At 68.1% G+C, this 16,295-nt stretch carries 13 protein-coding genes; 8 read left to right on the top strand and 5 right to left on the bottom strand.

What is annotated here, in order from left to right; genetic code table 11:
• Nucleotides 1–12 precede the first annotated feature (12 nt).
• Entirely contained in the window at nucleotides 13–2,319 is a 2,307-nt protein-coding gene (locus ACFPJ1_RS24195) for a DEAD/DEAH box helicase (RefSeq protein WP_380107214.1), read from the bottom strand.
• Nucleotides 2,320–2,506: 187 nt separating this feature from the next.
• On the opposite strand from ACFPJ1_RS24195, the gene ACFPJ1_RS24190 reads away from it, so the two are divergent.
• The 6 genes from ACFPJ1_RS24190 (at nucleotide 2,507) to ACFPJ1_RS24165 (ending at nucleotide 9,283) form a co-directional block, all read left to right on the top strand.
• The gene (locus tag ACFPJ1_RS24190) at nucleotides 2,507–2,866 is read left to right on the top strand and encodes an STAS domain-containing protein (protein ID WP_439649178.1); all 360 of its coding nucleotides are present in this window, start codon (nucleotides 2,507–2,509) and stop codon (nucleotides 2,864–2,866) included.
• Nucleotides 2,867–3,114: 248 nt separating this feature from the next.
• Nucleotides 3,115–5,418, top strand: coding sequence for a sodium-translocating pyrophosphatase (locus ACFPJ1_RS24185; RefSeq protein WP_380107212.1), 2,304 nt, complete (start codon nucleotides 3,115–3,117; stop codon nucleotides 5,416–5,418).
• 359 nt (nucleotides 5,419–5,777) lie between these two features.
• Nucleotides 5,778–6,779, top strand: coding sequence for an ABC transporter ATP-binding protein (locus ACFPJ1_RS24180; RefSeq protein WP_380107210.1), 1,002 nt, complete (start codon nucleotides 5,778–5,780; stop codon nucleotides 6,777–6,779).
• Between the two features lies 1 nt (nucleotide 6,780).
• Nucleotides 6,781–7,545 (top strand): ABC transporter permease, encoded by a 765-nt coding sequence (locus tag ACFPJ1_RS24175; protein WP_380107208.1) that lies wholly within the window; start codon nucleotides 6,781–6,783, stop codon nucleotides 7,543–7,545.
• 137 nt (nucleotides 7,546–7,682) lie between these two features.
• Nucleotides 7,683–8,489, top strand: a complete 807-nt coding sequence (locus ACFPJ1_RS24170) for a DUF2785 domain-containing protein (protein ID WP_380107207.1) — start codon at nucleotides 7,683–7,685, stop codon at nucleotides 8,487–8,489.
• Between the two features lie 5 nt (nucleotides 8,490–8,494).
• The gene (locus ACFPJ1_RS24165; protein ID WP_380107205.1) at nucleotides 8,495–9,283 is read left to right on the top strand and encodes a class I SAM-dependent methyltransferase; all 789 of its coding nucleotides are present in this window, start codon (nucleotides 8,495–8,497) and stop codon (nucleotides 9,281–9,283) included.
• Here ACFPJ1_RS24165 and ACFPJ1_RS24160 read toward each other — a convergent pair.
• From ACFPJ1_RS24160 to ACFPJ1_RS24150, 3 genes are all read right to left on the bottom strand, one after another.
• Nucleotides 9,263–10,045 (bottom strand): alpha/beta fold hydrolase, encoded by a 783-nt coding sequence (locus ACFPJ1_RS24160; protein WP_380107203.1) that lies wholly within the window; start codon nucleotides 10,043–10,045, stop codon nucleotides 9,263–9,265. The genes ACFPJ1_RS24165 and ACFPJ1_RS24160 overlap by 21 nt on opposite strands.
• 7 nt (nucleotides 10,046–10,052) lie before the next feature.
• Nucleotides 10,053–11,333, bottom strand: coding sequence for a serine hydrolase domain-containing protein (locus tag ACFPJ1_RS24155; RefSeq protein WP_380107201.1), 1,281 nt, complete (start codon nucleotides 11,331–11,333; stop codon nucleotides 10,053–10,055).
• 124 nt (nucleotides 11,334–11,457) lie between these two features.
• Nucleotides 11,458–12,474, bottom strand: a complete 1,017-nt coding sequence (locus tag ACFPJ1_RS24150; protein WP_380107200.1) for an NAD-dependent epimerase/dehydratase family protein — start codon at nucleotides 12,472–12,474, stop codon at nucleotides 11,458–11,460.
• 127 nt (nucleotides 12,475–12,601) lie between these two features.
• On the opposite strand from ACFPJ1_RS24150, the gene ACFPJ1_RS24145 reads away from it, so the two are divergent.
• The gene (locus ACFPJ1_RS24145; RefSeq protein WP_380107199.1) at nucleotides 12,602–13,255 is read left to right on the top strand and encodes a TetR/AcrR family transcriptional regulator; all 654 of its coding nucleotides are present in this window, start codon (nucleotides 12,602–12,604) and stop codon (nucleotides 13,253–13,255) included.
• Nucleotides 13,256–13,338: 83 nt separating this feature from the next.
• Here ACFPJ1_RS24145 and ACFPJ1_RS24140 read toward each other — a convergent pair whose 3' ends face one another.
• Nucleotides 13,339–14,703, bottom strand: a complete 1,365-nt coding sequence (locus ACFPJ1_RS24140; RefSeq protein ID WP_380107198.1) for a hypothetical protein — start codon at nucleotides 14,701–14,703, stop codon at nucleotides 13,339–13,341.
• 128 nt (nucleotides 14,704–14,831) lie between these two features.
• Here ACFPJ1_RS24140 and ACFPJ1_RS24135 point away from each other — a divergent pair, with 128 nt between their 5' ends.
• Nucleotides 14,832–16,292 carry a DUF7059 domain-containing protein gene (locus ACFPJ1_RS24135; protein WP_380107197.1) on the top strand — a complete coding sequence of 487 codons (1,461 nt, stop codon included), beginning with the start codon at nucleotides 14,832–14,834 and terminating at the stop codon, nucleotides 16,290–16,292.
• The last annotated feature ends 3 nt before the right edge of the window (nucleotides 16,293–16,295 follow it).

Raw genomic sequence — 16,295 nt, 5'->3', positions numbered from 1 at the left:
GTGCTGGAGCGTTCAGGCCTCGCGTGCAAGTAATGCGGTGAGCAGCGCGACCGCGCCGCCCTTGTCGAGGGGACTGTTCCCGTTCCCACATTTGGGTGACTGTACGCACGACGGGCACCCGTCCATGCACTCACAGTGTGCGATCGCCTCACGTGTCGCGGTCAACCACTCGCGCGCCGCGGCGTACCCGTGTTCGGCGAAGCCGGCGCCGCCCGGGTGTCCGTCGTACACGAAAACGGTCAGGCAACCGGTGTCCGCATGCTTCGCAGTGGAGACGCCGCCGATGTCCCAGCGGTCGCAGGTGGCGAACAGTGGCAGCAGGCCGATCGAGGCGTGCTCGGCAGCGTGCGCCGCCCCCGGTACGTCGTCCAGGCCGAGCTCGTCGACCTGGGAGTCCGGCATGGTCCACCAGACCGCCTTGGTGCGCAGCGTGCGCTCCGGGAGATCCAGCGGCTGCTCGTCGAGCACGTCGCCGGTGACGAGTTGCTTGCGCTGGAACGAGATCACCTGGTTCGTCACCTGGACCCAGCCGCGCGACAGCTCCGCGGCACCCCACCGGCGGGTGTCCTCGGTGGCCAGGATGCTGATCTCGGTGACGTCCCGCGCGAAAGTGGTGTAGTCCGGTGAGGCCTGCTCGACGATGGCGGCGTGGTTCTCGAGGTCTAGGGAGCGGACCAGGTAGGACTCACCGGCGTGCACGTAGACAGCGCCGGCGTGCACGCTCGCGTGGGCGGAGCCGCCATCGACCGTGCCGAGCAGACGGCCGGTCTGGTCTTCCACGATCTGCACGGTCTTGCCGCCGGCCGAGCGGATGTCGATCGCGTCGACGGCCCGATCGCGCCTTGTCCAGAACCAGCCGTGCGGCCGTTCCCTCAGCAGCCCCTGCCGGACCAGCTGGCCGATCACGTTCTCCGTGGTGGCGCCGAAGATCTCGTAGTCCGCCGGAGTCAGCGGCAGTTCCTGCGCCGCGGCACAGAGCTGGGGGCCGAGCACATAAGGGTTTTCGGGGTTGAAGACCGTCGCCTCGACAGGCTGACCGAAGATCGCCTGTGGATGCCGGACGAGATAGGTGTCCAGCGGATCGTCGCGAGCCACGAACAAGGCCAGCGCATCGCCACCTGACCGCCCCGCTCGTCCCGCCTGCTGCCAGAGCGATGCCCGGGTGCCGGGCCAGCCGGACAGCAGTACTGCGTCCAGCCCGGCTATGTCGATGCCCAGCTCCAGGGCATTGGTCGCGGCGACGCCGGTGAGCTCCCCGCTCTGCAGCATCGCCTCGAGCCGCCGTCGCTCCTCCGGCAGATAACCGGCCCGGTACGCCGACACCTGCTCGGCCAGCGCCGGATCCACCTCGGCAAGGTTGTCCCTCGCTGTCATGGCGACGGTCTCCGCCCCGCGCCTGGACCGGACGAACGCCACGGTCCTGACACCGGACACCACCAGATCCGTCAGCAGGTCAGCCACCTCAGCCGTGGCGGATCGGCGTACAGGGGCTCCGTTCTCGCCGTGCAGGGCGGTCAGCGGGGGCTCCCAGAGGCCGAAGGAGATGCCGCCGCGGGGTGAGCCGTCCTCGGTGACCTCGACCATCGGCAAGCCCGTCAGGCGCTGCCCCGACACCGAAGGCTCCGCGACAGTGGCAGACGCGCACACAAAGATCGGATGCGCCCCGTACTGCGCGCAGACCCGCCGGAGCCGACGCAGTACGCCGGCCACGTGCGCGCCGAACACCCCTCGATAGTGGTGGCACTCGTCGACCACGACGTACTGCAGGCAGCCCAGGAAACGGGCCCAGCGCTGGTGGTTCGGCAGCACGGAGCGGTGCAGCATGTCCGGGTTGCTCAGCACGTACGTGGCGTAGTCGCGGGCCCAGTCCCGCTCGGTGCGCTCCGAGTCACCGTCGAGCGTCGTGGGCCGCAACCCGGGCACGGAGTACGCCGAGACCGCGCGCAACTGGTCGTGCGCCAGGGCCTTGGTGGGCGACAAGTAGAGGACCGACGCCGTACGCCGGTGAGGTGATGCCGTCTGGGCGATGCTCAACGTGGCGAAGGCGGGCAGGAGGTAGCCGAGGGACTTGCCGGACGCAGTACCGGTGGCTACGACGACATGCTTCCCGCTGTAGGCGGCCTCGGCAGTAGCCACCTGGTGACTCCATGGCGCGGAGATGCCGGCATCCGCCAACTGGCCGAGCACCTCCTCGGGCACCCAGCGTGGCCAGGTTCCGGTCTGGCCCAGTCGCGGCGGCACCGACTCCACGTGCGTGAGCCGCGCGCCGCGGCCCGGTCCGGCAGCGAGCCGCTTGAGCACCAACGCCGCCTCACTCATGGCTTCGACCCTAGTTGTTCCCTAGGACAAGGGATGTCCTGCGCAGGCTGAGAGTGCACGGCCGGATGCGGAACGCGTGTGCGAATGCGGATGCACAGGTCTTTTTCACCAGGTGGGTCGACGCGGGGAGAGCCGGAATGAAAGAGTTTTCGCACACGGCCCTTTCTCACGGTCCGTACATGGTTGAATGCAACAGTTCACGGGATCGGAGGCCGAAGTGGATCTGTCGCTGACGACGCGCACCGAGGGTGGGCGCACCGTCGTCGAGGTGGGTGGGGAGATCGACGTCTACACCGCACCGAAGCTCCGCGAGACCATCGTCTCGCTGGTCGATGCGGGGCAGTACCACCTCGTCGTCGACCTCGAAAGGGTCGAGTTCCTGGACTCCACCGCCCTCGGCGTGCTCGTCGGCGGACTCAAACGGGTGCGCACCCATGATGGCTCGCTGTCTCTGGTCTGTACCCAGGAACGGCTGCTGAAGATCTTCCGGATCACCGGGCTGACAAAGGTTTTCGAGATCCACCCCGACGTCGCCTCGGCGATCTGAGGCGGAGCGAGAAGGTGTCCTGAGGATCACCGACGGTGAGCGGGGTGACGGGGTTGAGAACGAATCCGGTGCCAGGTTTGCCGTCTGACGCGGGTATGGCATAGACCACCCTGTCGTCAGGTCTGGTCGGATACCCGTTAGAGTGACCCACCGCGTCAGGCCATTGGCGCTGTGTCGTAATTCTCAACCCTACGGATGCGGCAGTACGGGGGCCGTTCAGCCCTGAGGGTTGCCAACAAGGAGGACGGATGTCCGCGCTGCTTGCTGTACAAGCGGTGGATCTTTCGTCGAGCAACACCACGCTGGTCATCGTCGTCGGAGTGATCGCGATCTTCGCGGTCGCCATCGCGATGGTGTTCCGCGGTCAGGTGCTTGCCGCGAACGATGGCACCGAGAACATGAAGACCATCGCTTTGGCGGTTCAGGAAGGCGCCGCGGCCTATCTGTCCCGGCAGTTCAAGACACTGTCGGTCTTCGCCGTGGTGGCTTTCCTGCTGCTGTTCCTGTTGCCGGTGCACGGTGACGGCAACGAGACCACGCTGAAGATCTTCCGCTCGATCTTCTTCCTGGTCGGCGCGGGCTTCTCCGCCACCATCGGCTACCTGGGCATGTGGCTCGCGACCCGGGCCAACGTCCGCGTCGCCGCCGCCGCGCGGGACGAGGGCCGCGAACCCGCCATGCGGGTGGCGTTCCGGACCGGTGGAACCGTCGGGATGTTCACCGTGGGGCTCGGCCTCTTCGGTGCCGCCCTGGTGGTGCTGCTCTTCAAGGGTGACGCCCCGACCGTGCTCGAAGGCTTCGGCTTCGGTGCCGCCATGCTCGCCATGTTCATGCGGGTCGGCGGCGGTATCTTCACCAAGGCCGCCGACGTCGGCGCCGACCTGGTCGGCAAGGTCGAGCAGAACATCCCCGAGGACGACCCCCGCAACGCGGCGACCATCGCCGACAACGTGGGCGACAACGTCGGTGACTGCGCCGGTATGGCCGCGGACCTGTTCGAGTCGTACGCCGTCATGCTGGTCGCCTCGCTGATCCTGGGCAAGGCCGCCTTCGGCGAGCAGGGCCTGATCTTCCCGCTGATCGTGCCGGCCATCGGCGCCCTCACCGCGGTCATCGGTGTCTACCTGACCAAGCCGCGGGCCGGCGAGAACGGCCTGCGGACGATCAACCGGGCCTTCTACATCTCCGCGCTGATCTCGGCGGTGCTCTGTACGGCCGCCGCCTTCATCTACCTGCCGGCCAACTTCGGCGACCTGACCGGCGCCACCGAAGCGATCGCGGCCAACGACGGTGACCCTCGGGTCATCGCCACCGTCTCGGTGATCATCGGCATCGTGCTGGCGGCGATCATCCTGGCGCTGACCGGCTACTTCACCGGTACCGAGGACAAGCCGGTCCAGGACGTCGGCAAGACCTCGCTGACCGGCGCCGCGACCGTGATCCTGTCGGGTATCTCGGTCGGCTTCGAGTCCGCCGTCTACACCGCGCTGGTGATCGCCGCCGCCGTGTACGGCGCCTTCCTGGTCGGCGGTTCCGGTGTGGTCGCGCTGTTCGCGATCGCGCTGGCCGGTTGTGGTCTGCTGACCACCGTCGGTGTCATCGTCGCGATGGACACCTTCGGCCCGGTCTCCGACAACGCGCAGGGCATCGCCGAGATGTCCGGTGACGTGGACGGTGAGGCGGCCCAGATCCTGACCGAGCTGGACGCCGTCGGCAATACCACCAAGGCCATCACCAAGGGCATCGCGATCGCCACCGCGGTGCTCGCGGCGACCGCGCTGTTCGGGTCGTACACGGACTCGATCTACTCGGTGCTGAACGACGCCGGGGACGCCGCGTTCAACGCGGACGCGCTCGTCTTCGACCCGTCCACCCTGGTCGGCCTGATCATCGGTGCGGCCGTCGTCTTCATGTTCTCCGGCCTCGCGATCAACGCCGTCGGCCGCGCCGCCGGTGCGGTCGTCTACGAGGTACGTCGCCAGTTCCGCGACATCCCCGGGATCATGGATGGCACCGGCAAGCCGGAGTACGGCAAGGTCGTCGACATCTGCACCCGCGACTCGCTGCGTGAGCTGGCCACTCCCGGTCTGCTCGCGCTCGCGGCCCCGATCGCGGTCGGTTTCGGTCTGGGCGCCTCGGCGCTGGCCGGCTACCTGGCCGGCGCGATCGCCAGCGGCACCCTGATGGCCGTCTTCCTGGCCAACTCCGGTGGCGCCTGGGACAACGCGAAGAAGCTGGTCGAGGACGGCAACCACGGCGGCAAGGGTTCGCCGGCGCACGAGGCCACCATCATCGGTGACACCGTGGGCGACCCGTTCAAGGACACCGCCGGCCCGGCCATCAACCCGCTGATCAAGGTGATGAACCTGGTCTCCGTGCTGATCGCACCGGCTGTGGTGGGCATGTCCAGCATCGGCGAGGACACCAACACGCCGCTGCGGATCATCATCGCGGTCGTCGCGCTGCTGATCATCGTCGTGGCCGTGGTGGTCTCCAAGCGCCGGGAGTCGGTCATCTCCGACACCCCGGCCGAGGTGAACGCCGCAGCCTGATCGCCCTACGGCCTGATGGCCGGGATCGAACGACTGCTTGAACGAATGAAGCGAGGGGCCCGCCGGATCACTCCGGCGGGCCCCTCTTCTTGTTCGCACAAGGTGATGGGCGTGGCCTTTCGTCGATCGGGTGTCGACTTTGGTCGGATGTACCCGTCCCGCGAGTGAGGGATCGTGGGGGACGGGTCAGGGGGTTAACCGATGGCATCAACACGACCACGGACGGCAGAATCCATCCACAGGTGGACACTGCGGATCCGCCCCGGGTTCGATGCTTTGACCCGGACCGACCCTGATACTGAGGTAGACACAGCCCGCCCGAGGACATACTGGCGCGCCACCGAACGAGGAGTACGGCGATGATCGAGGCAAGAGGCCTCACCAAGCGATACGGCGCAACCGTTGCCGTTGACAACCTGTCCTTCGAGGTCAAACCCGGCAAGGTGACCGGCTTCCTGGGCCCGAACGGGGCCGGCAAGTCGACCACGATGCGGATGATCCTGGGGCTCGACACCCCGACTGCCGGCGACGTCCGGATCGACGGGCAGCGCTACCGCGACCTGCGGCAGCCGCTGACCAAGATCGGCGCCCTGCTGGACGCCAAGTGGGTGCACCCGAACCGCTCGGCCCGCGCTCACCTGGCCTGGATGGCAGCCTCCAACAAGCTTCCCAAGGACAGCGTCGACAAGGTGCTCGAGATGGTCGGCCTCACCTCCGTCGCGAACAAGCGCGCGGGTGCCTACTCGCTCGGCATGTCGCAGCGGCTCGGCATCGCCGGCGCCCTGCTCGGCGACCCGGAGATCCTGCTCTTCGACGAGCCGGTGAACGGCCTCGACCCCGAGGGCATCGTCTGGATCCGGACCTTCATGCACCGGCTGGCCGGCGAGGGCAAGACCGTGCTGGTCTCCAGCCACCTGCTGTCCGAGATGGCGCTGACCGCCGAGGAACTGATCGTGATCGGGCGCGGCAAGCTGATCGCGCAGAGCTCGACCACCGAGTTCGTCGACCGCGCCAGCGGCACCACCGTCAAGGTCCGCAGCCCGCAGCTCGACCAGTTGCAGAGCATCCTGCAGCAGCAGAGCCTGGTGACTCGGATCGAGGATGTCGAGGACCAGGGCAAGGTGCTGTTCGTCGAGGGCGAGGTGACCACCGACAAGATCGGTGAGACCGCCGCCGCGGACGGCATCGTGCTGCACGAGCTGACCCTGCAGCGCGGTTCGCTGGAGGCCGCCTTCATGCAGATGACCGGTGACTCGGTCGACTACCACGCACACGATGAGATCGCCGCGGTCACAGATATCACCGCGGTTCCGCCGGTCTCCGGCGCCGAGGTGGCCGCCGGGCCGAAGGAGGACAACTGACATGTCGCTGATCACCGTCGAGCGCATCAAGCTCTTCTCCACCCGGTCGCCGTGGTGGTGCATGATCGTCGCCGCCGTGCTGTCCATCGGTCTGGCCGCACTGGCCACCGGCTTCGCGTCCGGGCCGGACGAGCTGCGGGTGACCCCGGCCATGACGCAGTTCGGCGTCGGCCTCGGGCAGATGGTCATCATGGTGATGGCCGCGCTGGCCGTCACCACCGAGTACCGGTTCGGCACCATCCGGACCAGCTTCCAGGCCGTCCCGCAGCGTGCGGCCCTGCTGCTCAACAAGACCATCGTGGTCGCCACGCTGGCCGCCGTCGTCGGCCTGGTCGCCTCCTGGGGGTCCTGGGCGATCGGCAGCCTGCTCGCCAGTGGCGCGGACATGACGATCGACACCGCGGCCGAGTGGCGGCTGATGTTCGGTCAGGGCCTGGTCTACGGCTTCGCCGCGATCTTCGCGGTCGCGGTCGGCATCCTGATCCGCCAGAGCGCCGGCGCGATCGCGATCCTGATCCTGTGGCCGCTGCTGGTCGAGAGCCTGCTGCCGCTGATCCCGAAGATCGGCGACGACCTGCAGAAGTGGACGCCGTTCACCAACGCGAACCAGTTCCTCAACGGTGGTCAGGACATGGGCCTGGCCGGTGCCGACGCCGCCGGCGCCAGCACCGCGCTGTCACCGTGGTGGGCAATGGCGTACTTCGCTGCTTGGAGCATCGGCATCCTGGTGATCGCCCTGATCACCGCCAGCAAGCGCGACGCCTGACGAACGGCCGCCGGGTCGCCTTGCGGCTCGGCGGTGCCGGGTCCGGCCGGGCTGAGGGGTCCTGGCCGCTACGGCCCGTGGAACATCTGGTTTTCTCAGATGTCCCACGGGCCGTTCTCTTTGTTAGCCTGCCGCGCATGACCGACTGGGCGCGGGTCCGCGCCGACGGCTTCGCCGTACCGACCGATCGTCCGCTCAGCGATCTCATCGCCGAACTCTCGGTGCTGCTCCGGTCGCCCGACCCGCTGGTCCGCGACGGCCAGGCGTACGCGACGCTGGCCACCTGGATCGGCACCGGCGTGCTCAGCACCGCGCAGTTGCGCTCGCTCGGCGACGAGATGGTCGCCCGGTTCGCCGACGAGGAGATCCAGGCCCGGACGTTCGCGCCGCTGATCCTGGACTCGATCGTGTCCGCGGGGGTCTTCGAGCCCAACTGGGTGCCGCCCTTCGAGCGCTGGTACGTCGCCGAGGAGGACCTGCGCGGGTTCGACCCCAAGCTGGGCTGGTTGCACGCCGTGGCGCACGGTGGTGACCTGCTGGCGGCCCTGGCGCGGATGCCTGCGGTCGAGCCGGTGGAGATGCTCCGGCTGGGCATCGGGCGGCTCCTGACGCCGACTGAGCACGTCTTCCGGGATCTGGAGGACGACCGGCTGGGGTACGCCCTCTCTGTCGCCCTGGCTCGCACTGATCTGGCCGGGGAGGAAGCGACAGCCTGGCTCGATCCCGCGATCCGGGCGGCCGCCGCAGGGCGCGCCGGCGGGTATCCCGACGGCATTCCCGCGGAGATGTCGAACACCCTCCGCACCCTGCGCGTCGTCTACCTCATGCTCGACCACGGAGTACATCTGGACGATGACAACCCGCGCGCCGAGGTTCCCCATCGCGACGTGGTCAAGGCCCGCCTGGTCGAGTTCTTCCAGACCGTCACGCCGTACTACTTCTGACCGGCATGAGCACGGCTGCGATCCGGGACAACTACAGCCGCGTCGCGACGACGTACGACGGGAAGTGGGCCGACGTGCTCGCGGTGCACGCTCGGGCCGTCGCGGATCGGCTGTCCCTCGGGCAGGCGCGGCGGGTTGCCGAGGTGGGGTGCGGTCCTGGTCGTCTGCTCTCGCATCTCGCCGAACCCGCGCCACAGGCTGAGGTGATCGGGGCGGACCTGACCGAGGCGATGCTCCGGCAGGCGCCGGCCCGCTTCGCTCGGGTTGTCGCCGACGCTCAGGCGTTGCCGTTCCGCGCCGGTGTCCTCGACGCCGTGGTGATGCCGTTCGTCCTCTTCCATGTCCCCGATCTCCCTGCGGCCCTTGCCGAGGTACGCCGGACGCTGGTGCCGGGTGGTTCCTTCGCGGCGGTCACCTGGTCCGGGCATGACCCACATCCGGCGTACGACGTGTGGGTGCGGGTGATCGACGATTTTCAGGCGCCACCTGATCCCTCGCCGCAGATGCCGTCGAACGACACCACCTCGGATCCGGCCGAGCTCCGGGTCGCCTTGCAGGACGCGGGATTCGTGGGGGTCGAGATCACGGTCGAGCGGTTTCACCACCAGCCGACTGCTGCCGAGTTCCTGGCTCATTCGCAGGTGATCGGCGCGATGGCTCGGCGGATCGACCTGCTGCCGCCGGATCGGCGTACAGGGTGTTTGCTGGCTGCCGAGAGGGAGCTGAGCAGCCTCGCGCCGGAGGCGTTCGTCGAGTCCGGCACGGTCCTCTACTCAACCGCCGTCGCGTCGTAGGAAGGTGCGGGTGAGTCGTCGGAAATGCTCTGGGTTTTCGAGCCACGGGTAGTGGGCTGCGTCGGGGACGATCGCGCGGTGGGCGTTCGGGAGGACGGCTAGCAGGGAGTCGGTGACGGCGGGCGGTCGGAGGTCGTGGGCCCCGTGAACGATCAGGGTTTGCGAGGTGACCTGGCCGCACGGCGTGATGCGGTCGGGCAGGGCGCGTAGTTCGGCGAGGAGGGCCTCTGCGCCCTCCTTGTTCGGCTCGAATCTGGGGGTGTTGAGCTGCCGCGCTCTGCTCAGCGCGGTGGCGCGGTCGGCGAATCCGGTGGAGATCCGGGCCAGCCACTCGTCCTGGCAGGGCTCCGCCGCGAGGATCTCCGCAACACGTTGCCGGTAGGACGGTGGTGGTCCGTCCAGGCCGACGCTGGAGACGAGGGCGAGGCGGTCGACTCGGTCTGGGTGCGCCTGGGCGTATTCGAGGGCGAGGGTGGCGCCCCACGAGTGGCCGAGCAGGTGCACCTTCTCCTCGCCGGTGTGGTTGTGGATCGTCTCGAGGTCGGCCACAAATCGCGCGAGCGTGTAGGGGCCGCGGCGATCTGATCGGCCGGCGCCGCGCTGGTCCCACTGGTGGACGGTGAAATCGTCGGCCAGCATTTCCGCCAGGTCGTCGAACACGTCCCACCAGCCGGGCCCACCGTGCACGAGCACCACCGGCGGACCGGTCCCGCTGACGCGACTCCAGAGTGCGCACCCGTCGTCGGCGATCACCTGCTGCACGGCGTACTCAGTCGGTGAGGGAGGCATAGACGGCCGCGCGGAGTTCGCGGCGGATCGCGTACGTGGCCGAGGGGCGGAGTTGGGTCAGGAAGATCGTGATCAGGTCGTCGGCAGGCGACACCCAGAAGGCGGTCGAGGCCGCGCCGCCCCAGAAGTACTCGCCGGTGGTCCCGATCGTCTGGGCCACGGTCTGGTCCAGCAGGACGCCGAAGCCGAGCCCGAATCCCTGGCCCTCCCGACGCGTCTCGCCACCGAAGTCGGCCATCGAGGCGAGATCGCGGCCGTCGGGCAGGTGGTTGGCGGTCATGAAGCGCAACGTCCGCGGGCCCATCACCCGAACGCCGTCCAGCGAGCCGCCGCCCGCGAGCATCCGACCGAACCGCAGATAGTCACCCGCGGTCGACACCAGCCCCGCAACCCCGGACAGAAAAGTCCGCGGCCTCGTGTAGGCACTGGTCCAGGGATCATCCGCCAGGGCGTACGCGCGGGGCTGCTGCCCGCCGGGTTCGGCGTTCGCGCCGTCGGGGGGTTCGGCGTCCGCGCCGCCGGGTTCGGCGTACGTGTAGGCGGCGGCGAGACGGTGGATGTTCGGCTCGGGGACCGAGAAGCCGGTGTCGACCATGCCCAGGGGGTCGAAGAGGCGGTCCTGGAGGTACTGATCGAGTGGTTGCCCGCTGATCACCTCGCAGAGCAGGCCGACCAGGTCGGTGGAGATGCCGTAGATCCAGCGCGAGCCGGGATCGGCCTGCAGCGGGAGCTCGGCGAGCTGGCGAGGTAGTTCGGCCAGGGTGGCGGTGGAATCCATGCCCGTGAGGCCGGCTCGGCGGTAGAGCTCGCCGACCGGGTTCTTCCCGTTGAGCGTGGCGAGGCCGGACGTGTGCATCAACAGGTCCCGCACCGTCATCGGCCGAGCAGGATCCCGTACTTCGTAGCGGTCCGCGTCGCCGCCGGCGAACACCTTGAGGTCTGCCAGTTCAGGCAGATACGCCGACACTGGGTCGTTGAGCTGGAACAGGCCCTGCTCGTACAGGAGCATCAACCCGACGCTGACGATCGGCTTGGTCATCGAGTAGATCCGGAAGACGGTGTCCGGGCGCATCGCCTGACCACGCTCTACGTCCATCAACCCGTTGGCCTCGAAGTGCACCACCTCGCCCCGCCGCGCGACCACGCTGACGGTGCCTGCGTACCGCCCTTGGTCGACGTACCGGCGTACCAGCTGGGTGACGTTCTGCAGCCCGGCCGAGGACATCCCGACCTCTTCAGGCTTCACCGTGACCGTCGACATCGAGCCTCCTTGTAATGACTACTTCACATGGGAGGGTATGTGTCGCAAACGCTACACGGCAATGTCTTGGGAACTCCCGCTGGGAATTGAGCGGTCGGCGAGTTTGCCGATCTCGTGTCTGTCGTCAGATCGCCTGGCGGGCGATGAGGCTGTTCGCGCAGGCCAGGACGGTCTCGCTGGCCGGGCGGGGTGACCAGCCGAGGACGCGTCGCGCCTTCTCGGTGGTGTGCCGGTTGCGCCGGCCCAGGGAGATGGTGATCGAGCGGAGAGATCGGTCCCAGAGGGAGGTCAGGCGGACGAGGAAGTCGGGGATCTGCCGCGTCGAGACCTTCTTGCCGGCGTCGCCCAACCCGTCGTGGAGCGTCTGGGCGATCTCGCGCATCCAGACGAACTCGCCGGTGCCGAGGAACCGCTCGCCGCCGGCTTCGGGCGCGGTCATGGCGCGGAGATGCAGGTCGGCGAGATCGCGGACGTCGACCACCTCCAGGCCGATCCGTGGTGCGCCGGGCAGGTCGCCCTGAATCATCCGCGCGATGATGCGGACCGAGCCGAGGTTTCCACCGGTGAGGATCGGGCCGAAAACCGCGCCGGGGAGGATGGTCGTCAACTCGGTCGGACCGTCGTAGCCGGCCATGAAGTCCCAGGCGGCCTTCTCCGCAAGGGTTTTCGAGCGCCTGTATGCCGGCAGCGACGGGTCATCGACCGTCCACAGTGTCTCGTCGGTGATCCCTTCGGCGGTGTACGACGAGGGCGACGCGGCGTTGGCCGCCGAGGTCATCACGACCCGCTTCGCCCCTCCGGCGGTCGCGGCGCGGAGCACTCGCAGGGCTCCTTCGCGCGCCGGGATGATCAGCGCGTCGGCGTTACGCGAGGTCTCGTCCCCGAGCGGGGACGCGACGTGCAGCACGTACTCGACACCGCGGACCGCCTCGTCCCATCCGGCGTCATCGGTGAGGTCCGCCACCGCGAAGCTCAACCGGTCACCCGGATCGACGACCGACCCGACCGCCGCACGAACAGCCTGCGTCTTCGCGAGGCTCCGCACCGTGGTCCGGACGTCGTACCCCTGCTCGAGCAGCGCCACGATGCACCACCCCGCGACATACCCAGTGCCACCCGTCACCAACACAGTCGCAGCCATCATCAACTTCCGTCCGTCATCCCGCTGAGCGTATTCTCCCTAACTGGAAGATTCCTCCACAAATATATGGAAGATTCCTCCACTTAACAACACTCCCGCTGTCCGCCCCTGCCAAGGAGCTCCCGCCGTGCCCGAACGCCCCGAAGACCCCCGCAGTACGAGCGACTCAATTGATCCGGTGGGCGTGAGAGACGCGAGCGATCCAGGAGGTGGGCGGAGGTTGCGGGCTGATGCTCGGGCTAAGCGGGAAGCTGTGTTGGCGGCGGCGGTGGAGGTGTTTGCGGAGCGGGGGGTGGATATCGCGCTGGATGAGGTGGCTCGGCGGGCGAAGGTGGGGATTGCGACGCTGTATCGGCACTTTCCTACCCGGGAGGTGTTGATCACCGAGGCGTATGTGCGGGAGATCGGGGCGCTCTGCGACGGGGTTGAGGAGCTTCTGGGGGCGATGACACCCGATGAGGCGCTGATCACCTGGATGCAGCGCTTCATCGGGTACGTGTCCGGTCGGCCGGGGATGGCCCAGGCTGTGAAGGCCGTGGTGATGGCCACGGACTCGACCGCGGTGCAGCTCAGTCACGTCAAGGTGTACGCCGCGCTGGAGGAGATGCTGGAGGCGGGAATCGAGGCCGGGCTGTTCCGCTCGGACATCACCGTGGACGACGTTGCCGGCGCGCTGAGCGGCTTCAGCCTTTCCGTCGGCTCACCCGGTTCGAAGGAACGTGCGGACCGCCTCGTCCGACTCCTGGTGGACGGCCTGCGCTACGGAGCACCCGCGACCTGACCTGTACCTCCGGTCGGCACCTCCAGTTGCGGAGGACCCGCGGCTCGATCGGCGCTACCACCGACCGAGCCGCTTTAGGTGGGTCAGCGGAAGGTGGCTGTGGCGGTCAGGGATGGGTAGGTGACTGTGCCGGACTTTGGCGTGGCGCTGAGCGCGTAGCTCTTGGCGGCGAACTTCAGGCGGGCGGTGGCTGTGAGTTGGACGACCTTGGTGTCGGCTGGGACTTCGAGGGCGATGTAGTCGTCGTCTGCCTTGTTGGGAACTGCCGGGACTGGCCGGCCGTCTGCGGTGGCGGTCAGGAAGGGGGCGGTCCATTCGATCTGGTACTGGATGGACTCGTAGTTGAGGGTCGAGGCGAGTTGCACCCGGACCCACGCCTTGCCCTGCGGCGCCCAGCCGCGGGCGGGATCCCAGGGAGTCAGGACAGCCTTCTGCAATGCGAGCGAGTAGGTGCTGGTGAAGTCGCGGCCCTGGTTGCCGGCAGTCTTCGGTAGGGACTTGTTCAGGTCGGTCAGGGTCCCGGTGCGGTAGTAGGTGGCGGCCGCGTCGGTGGTCCGCTTGCCGGTGGTCAGCGACAGCGACTGGACGACGGGGCCACTGGTGGCCGTCAACAGCACGTCAGGGGCGTCCTTGGGGACTGAGACGAGCAGCATCTGGTCGCCAGTCATCGCGGAGGCGTCGCCGCGCGGCAGTACGTCGACCGGGCGCTGCTCGCCGCCGACAGACACAGTCCACTTGGTGGCGGTGGTTGTCCCGTCGAAGCCCGGGCGGTCCGTCAGCGGGTCGATGGTCGGGCTAGTGCTGAAGATCGCGGCGATGAACTTCTCACCCGAGGCCGGTGCCTTCACCTCCGTGCCGCTGCCGATGGTCTCCGGCGTCGCGAGCCCCTTGAGTGTCACGGTGCCGTCGGGCAGGACGAGCTTGTCCGAGGTCGGCTTGAGCTCCAAGGTTTCGCTCTTGGCGGTGACGGTGATCAGGCCGGAGGTCGCCGCTGGTGCAGGAGGAGCGGCCAGGTTGTCAGCGTTGTCGTCGGTCACCTTGTCGTCCGGTCGCCACAGAGAACTGCTGTCCGGGCGGAGCTGGGACTGCTTCCAGGGCTCGTTCTCAGGAATTTCCAGGCCGGGCTCGTCGCCGCCGGTGGTGGTGATTCGGACGAGGTCCCAGACCTGCCGCTCCGCAGTACCGAGACGCCGGAGGGGACCGCAGGCTACGGTCCCCAGCGATTGGTTGCCATCGGCACCGGTCACGAAGTAGCAGCGGCCGTCCGGGCTGAGGTTCTTGTTCGGCTCGGTGTCGACCCGCTGGTGCCAGTCGGACTCGACGGTGGTCAGGAACGCCTCGGTGGTCTTCTTCTCAACCGTTCCGGCGCCTGTCTGCAGCCCTGATGCCCCGCACCCGGTCACGAGCACCAACCCCGCGGCCAGGACGAGCCCCGCTCGCATCATCATCGCGATTCCCCTTCATTTGCTGACGTCTGATGCCTGAGATCCTGTCAGGATTCGACCCTCGCAACGGCCCGATCCGGAACCTGTGGATAACTTCCGGGCAGGTCGAGGCGGCCTGCGAGGATGGGGTCATGGACGAGCATCAGCTGAGTGGTTCCCTGGTCGATCGGCTCCGGGACGCCTTCGAGACGGCGGGCTACACCGTGGAAGGTGTCGCCGCGCGGCTGGGTGCCCAGGCCGACAACGCGCTCGCGCGCAACGAGACGACCCTGGCCTACCAGCGCACCGCCGGCGGCGATCCGCTCGACATCATGATCCGGTTATTCCTGCTCCAGCGCCCGGTGCCGAAATCACTGACAGCGAAGGCATTCCACGGCATCGACGACGAGCTGCTTGCCCTGGGCATCTTGACGCCGCGGGGCGATCAGATCAGTGCGGCGATCGACCTGCGACCGTATGCGGAGGACGACCGGCAGTGGTGGGTGGTCGCGGATCTCACGCCCGGGCTCGATGGCCGGCGAGAACCGATGCGATCCGACTACGTGCTCGGCATCGCGCCCGCGAGCCTGAGCCTGGTGAAGCTGACCGTGCCGATCAAGGCCGAGAAGGCGCTCGACATCGGCACCGGCTGCGGCATCCAGGCGTTGCACCTCGCCGACCGCGTCGGCCACATCGTCGCCACCGACGTGAACCCGCGAGCCCTCCAGCTCACGCGCTGGACCGCCGCGCTGAACAAGATCGAGCTGGACGTCCGCGACGGCAGCCTCTACGAGCCGGTCCGGGGCGAGGGGTTCGACCTGATCGTCAGCAACCCGCCGTACGTGATCGCGCCGCCGAGTAATGGTCGGTTGACCTATCGCGAGACGGGTTTCGCGGGCGACGCTGTGGTCGAGCAGCTCGTTCGGCAAGCGCCGGAGCACCTGACGGACGGCGGCTGGTGTCAGTTGCTCGCGAACTGGACCTGTGTGCGCGGCCAGGACTGGCGCGAACGCATCGCGAGCTGGACGGCTGATCGCTCGAGCTGGGCGGTGCAACGCGAGCAGCTCGACCCCGCCGAGTACGTCGAGCTGTGGCTGCGCGACGCGGGCCTGCAGGGACGACCGGAGTACACGAGCCGGTACGACGCCTGGCTGCGGTGGCTCGACGAGCAGCAGGTGGAGGCGATCGGCATGGGCTGGATCAACCTCCACAACGTCGAGGGGAGCACCCTCGCGGAGGAGTGGCCGTTCGAGATCGAGCAGCCGATCGGGCCGCACGTGCTCGACAGGTTCGAGCGAACCGAGGGACTGCCGGCGGACCTGACCCCGCTCTACCTGACGACCGCGGACGACGTGGTCCAGGAGACCGCAGGCCGGCCAGGTGCCGAAGACCCTTCAACGATCGTGCTGCGAAGGCAACGAGGGATGCGCCGGGCGGAGCAGGCGGACACTGTGCTGGCCGGGTTCGTGGGTGCGTGTGACGGAGACCTGAGTGTCGGGCAGATCCTCAACGCATTGGCCGAGCTGCTGGATCGTCCGGTCGAGGAGGTCCACACGGAGTACCTGCCACAGATCAGAAACCTTGCCGTAGAAGGGTTCCTGACCATGGCTTGACCC

Source organism: Kribbella qitaiheensis, assembly GCF_042657745.1.
Lineage (GTDB): Bacteria > Actinomycetota > Actinomycetes > Propionibacteriales > Kribbellaceae > Kribbella > Kribbella qitaiheensis.
Note: the sequence above shows the minus strand (reverse complement) of the source record. Positions and strands in the feature narration are given on the sequence as shown.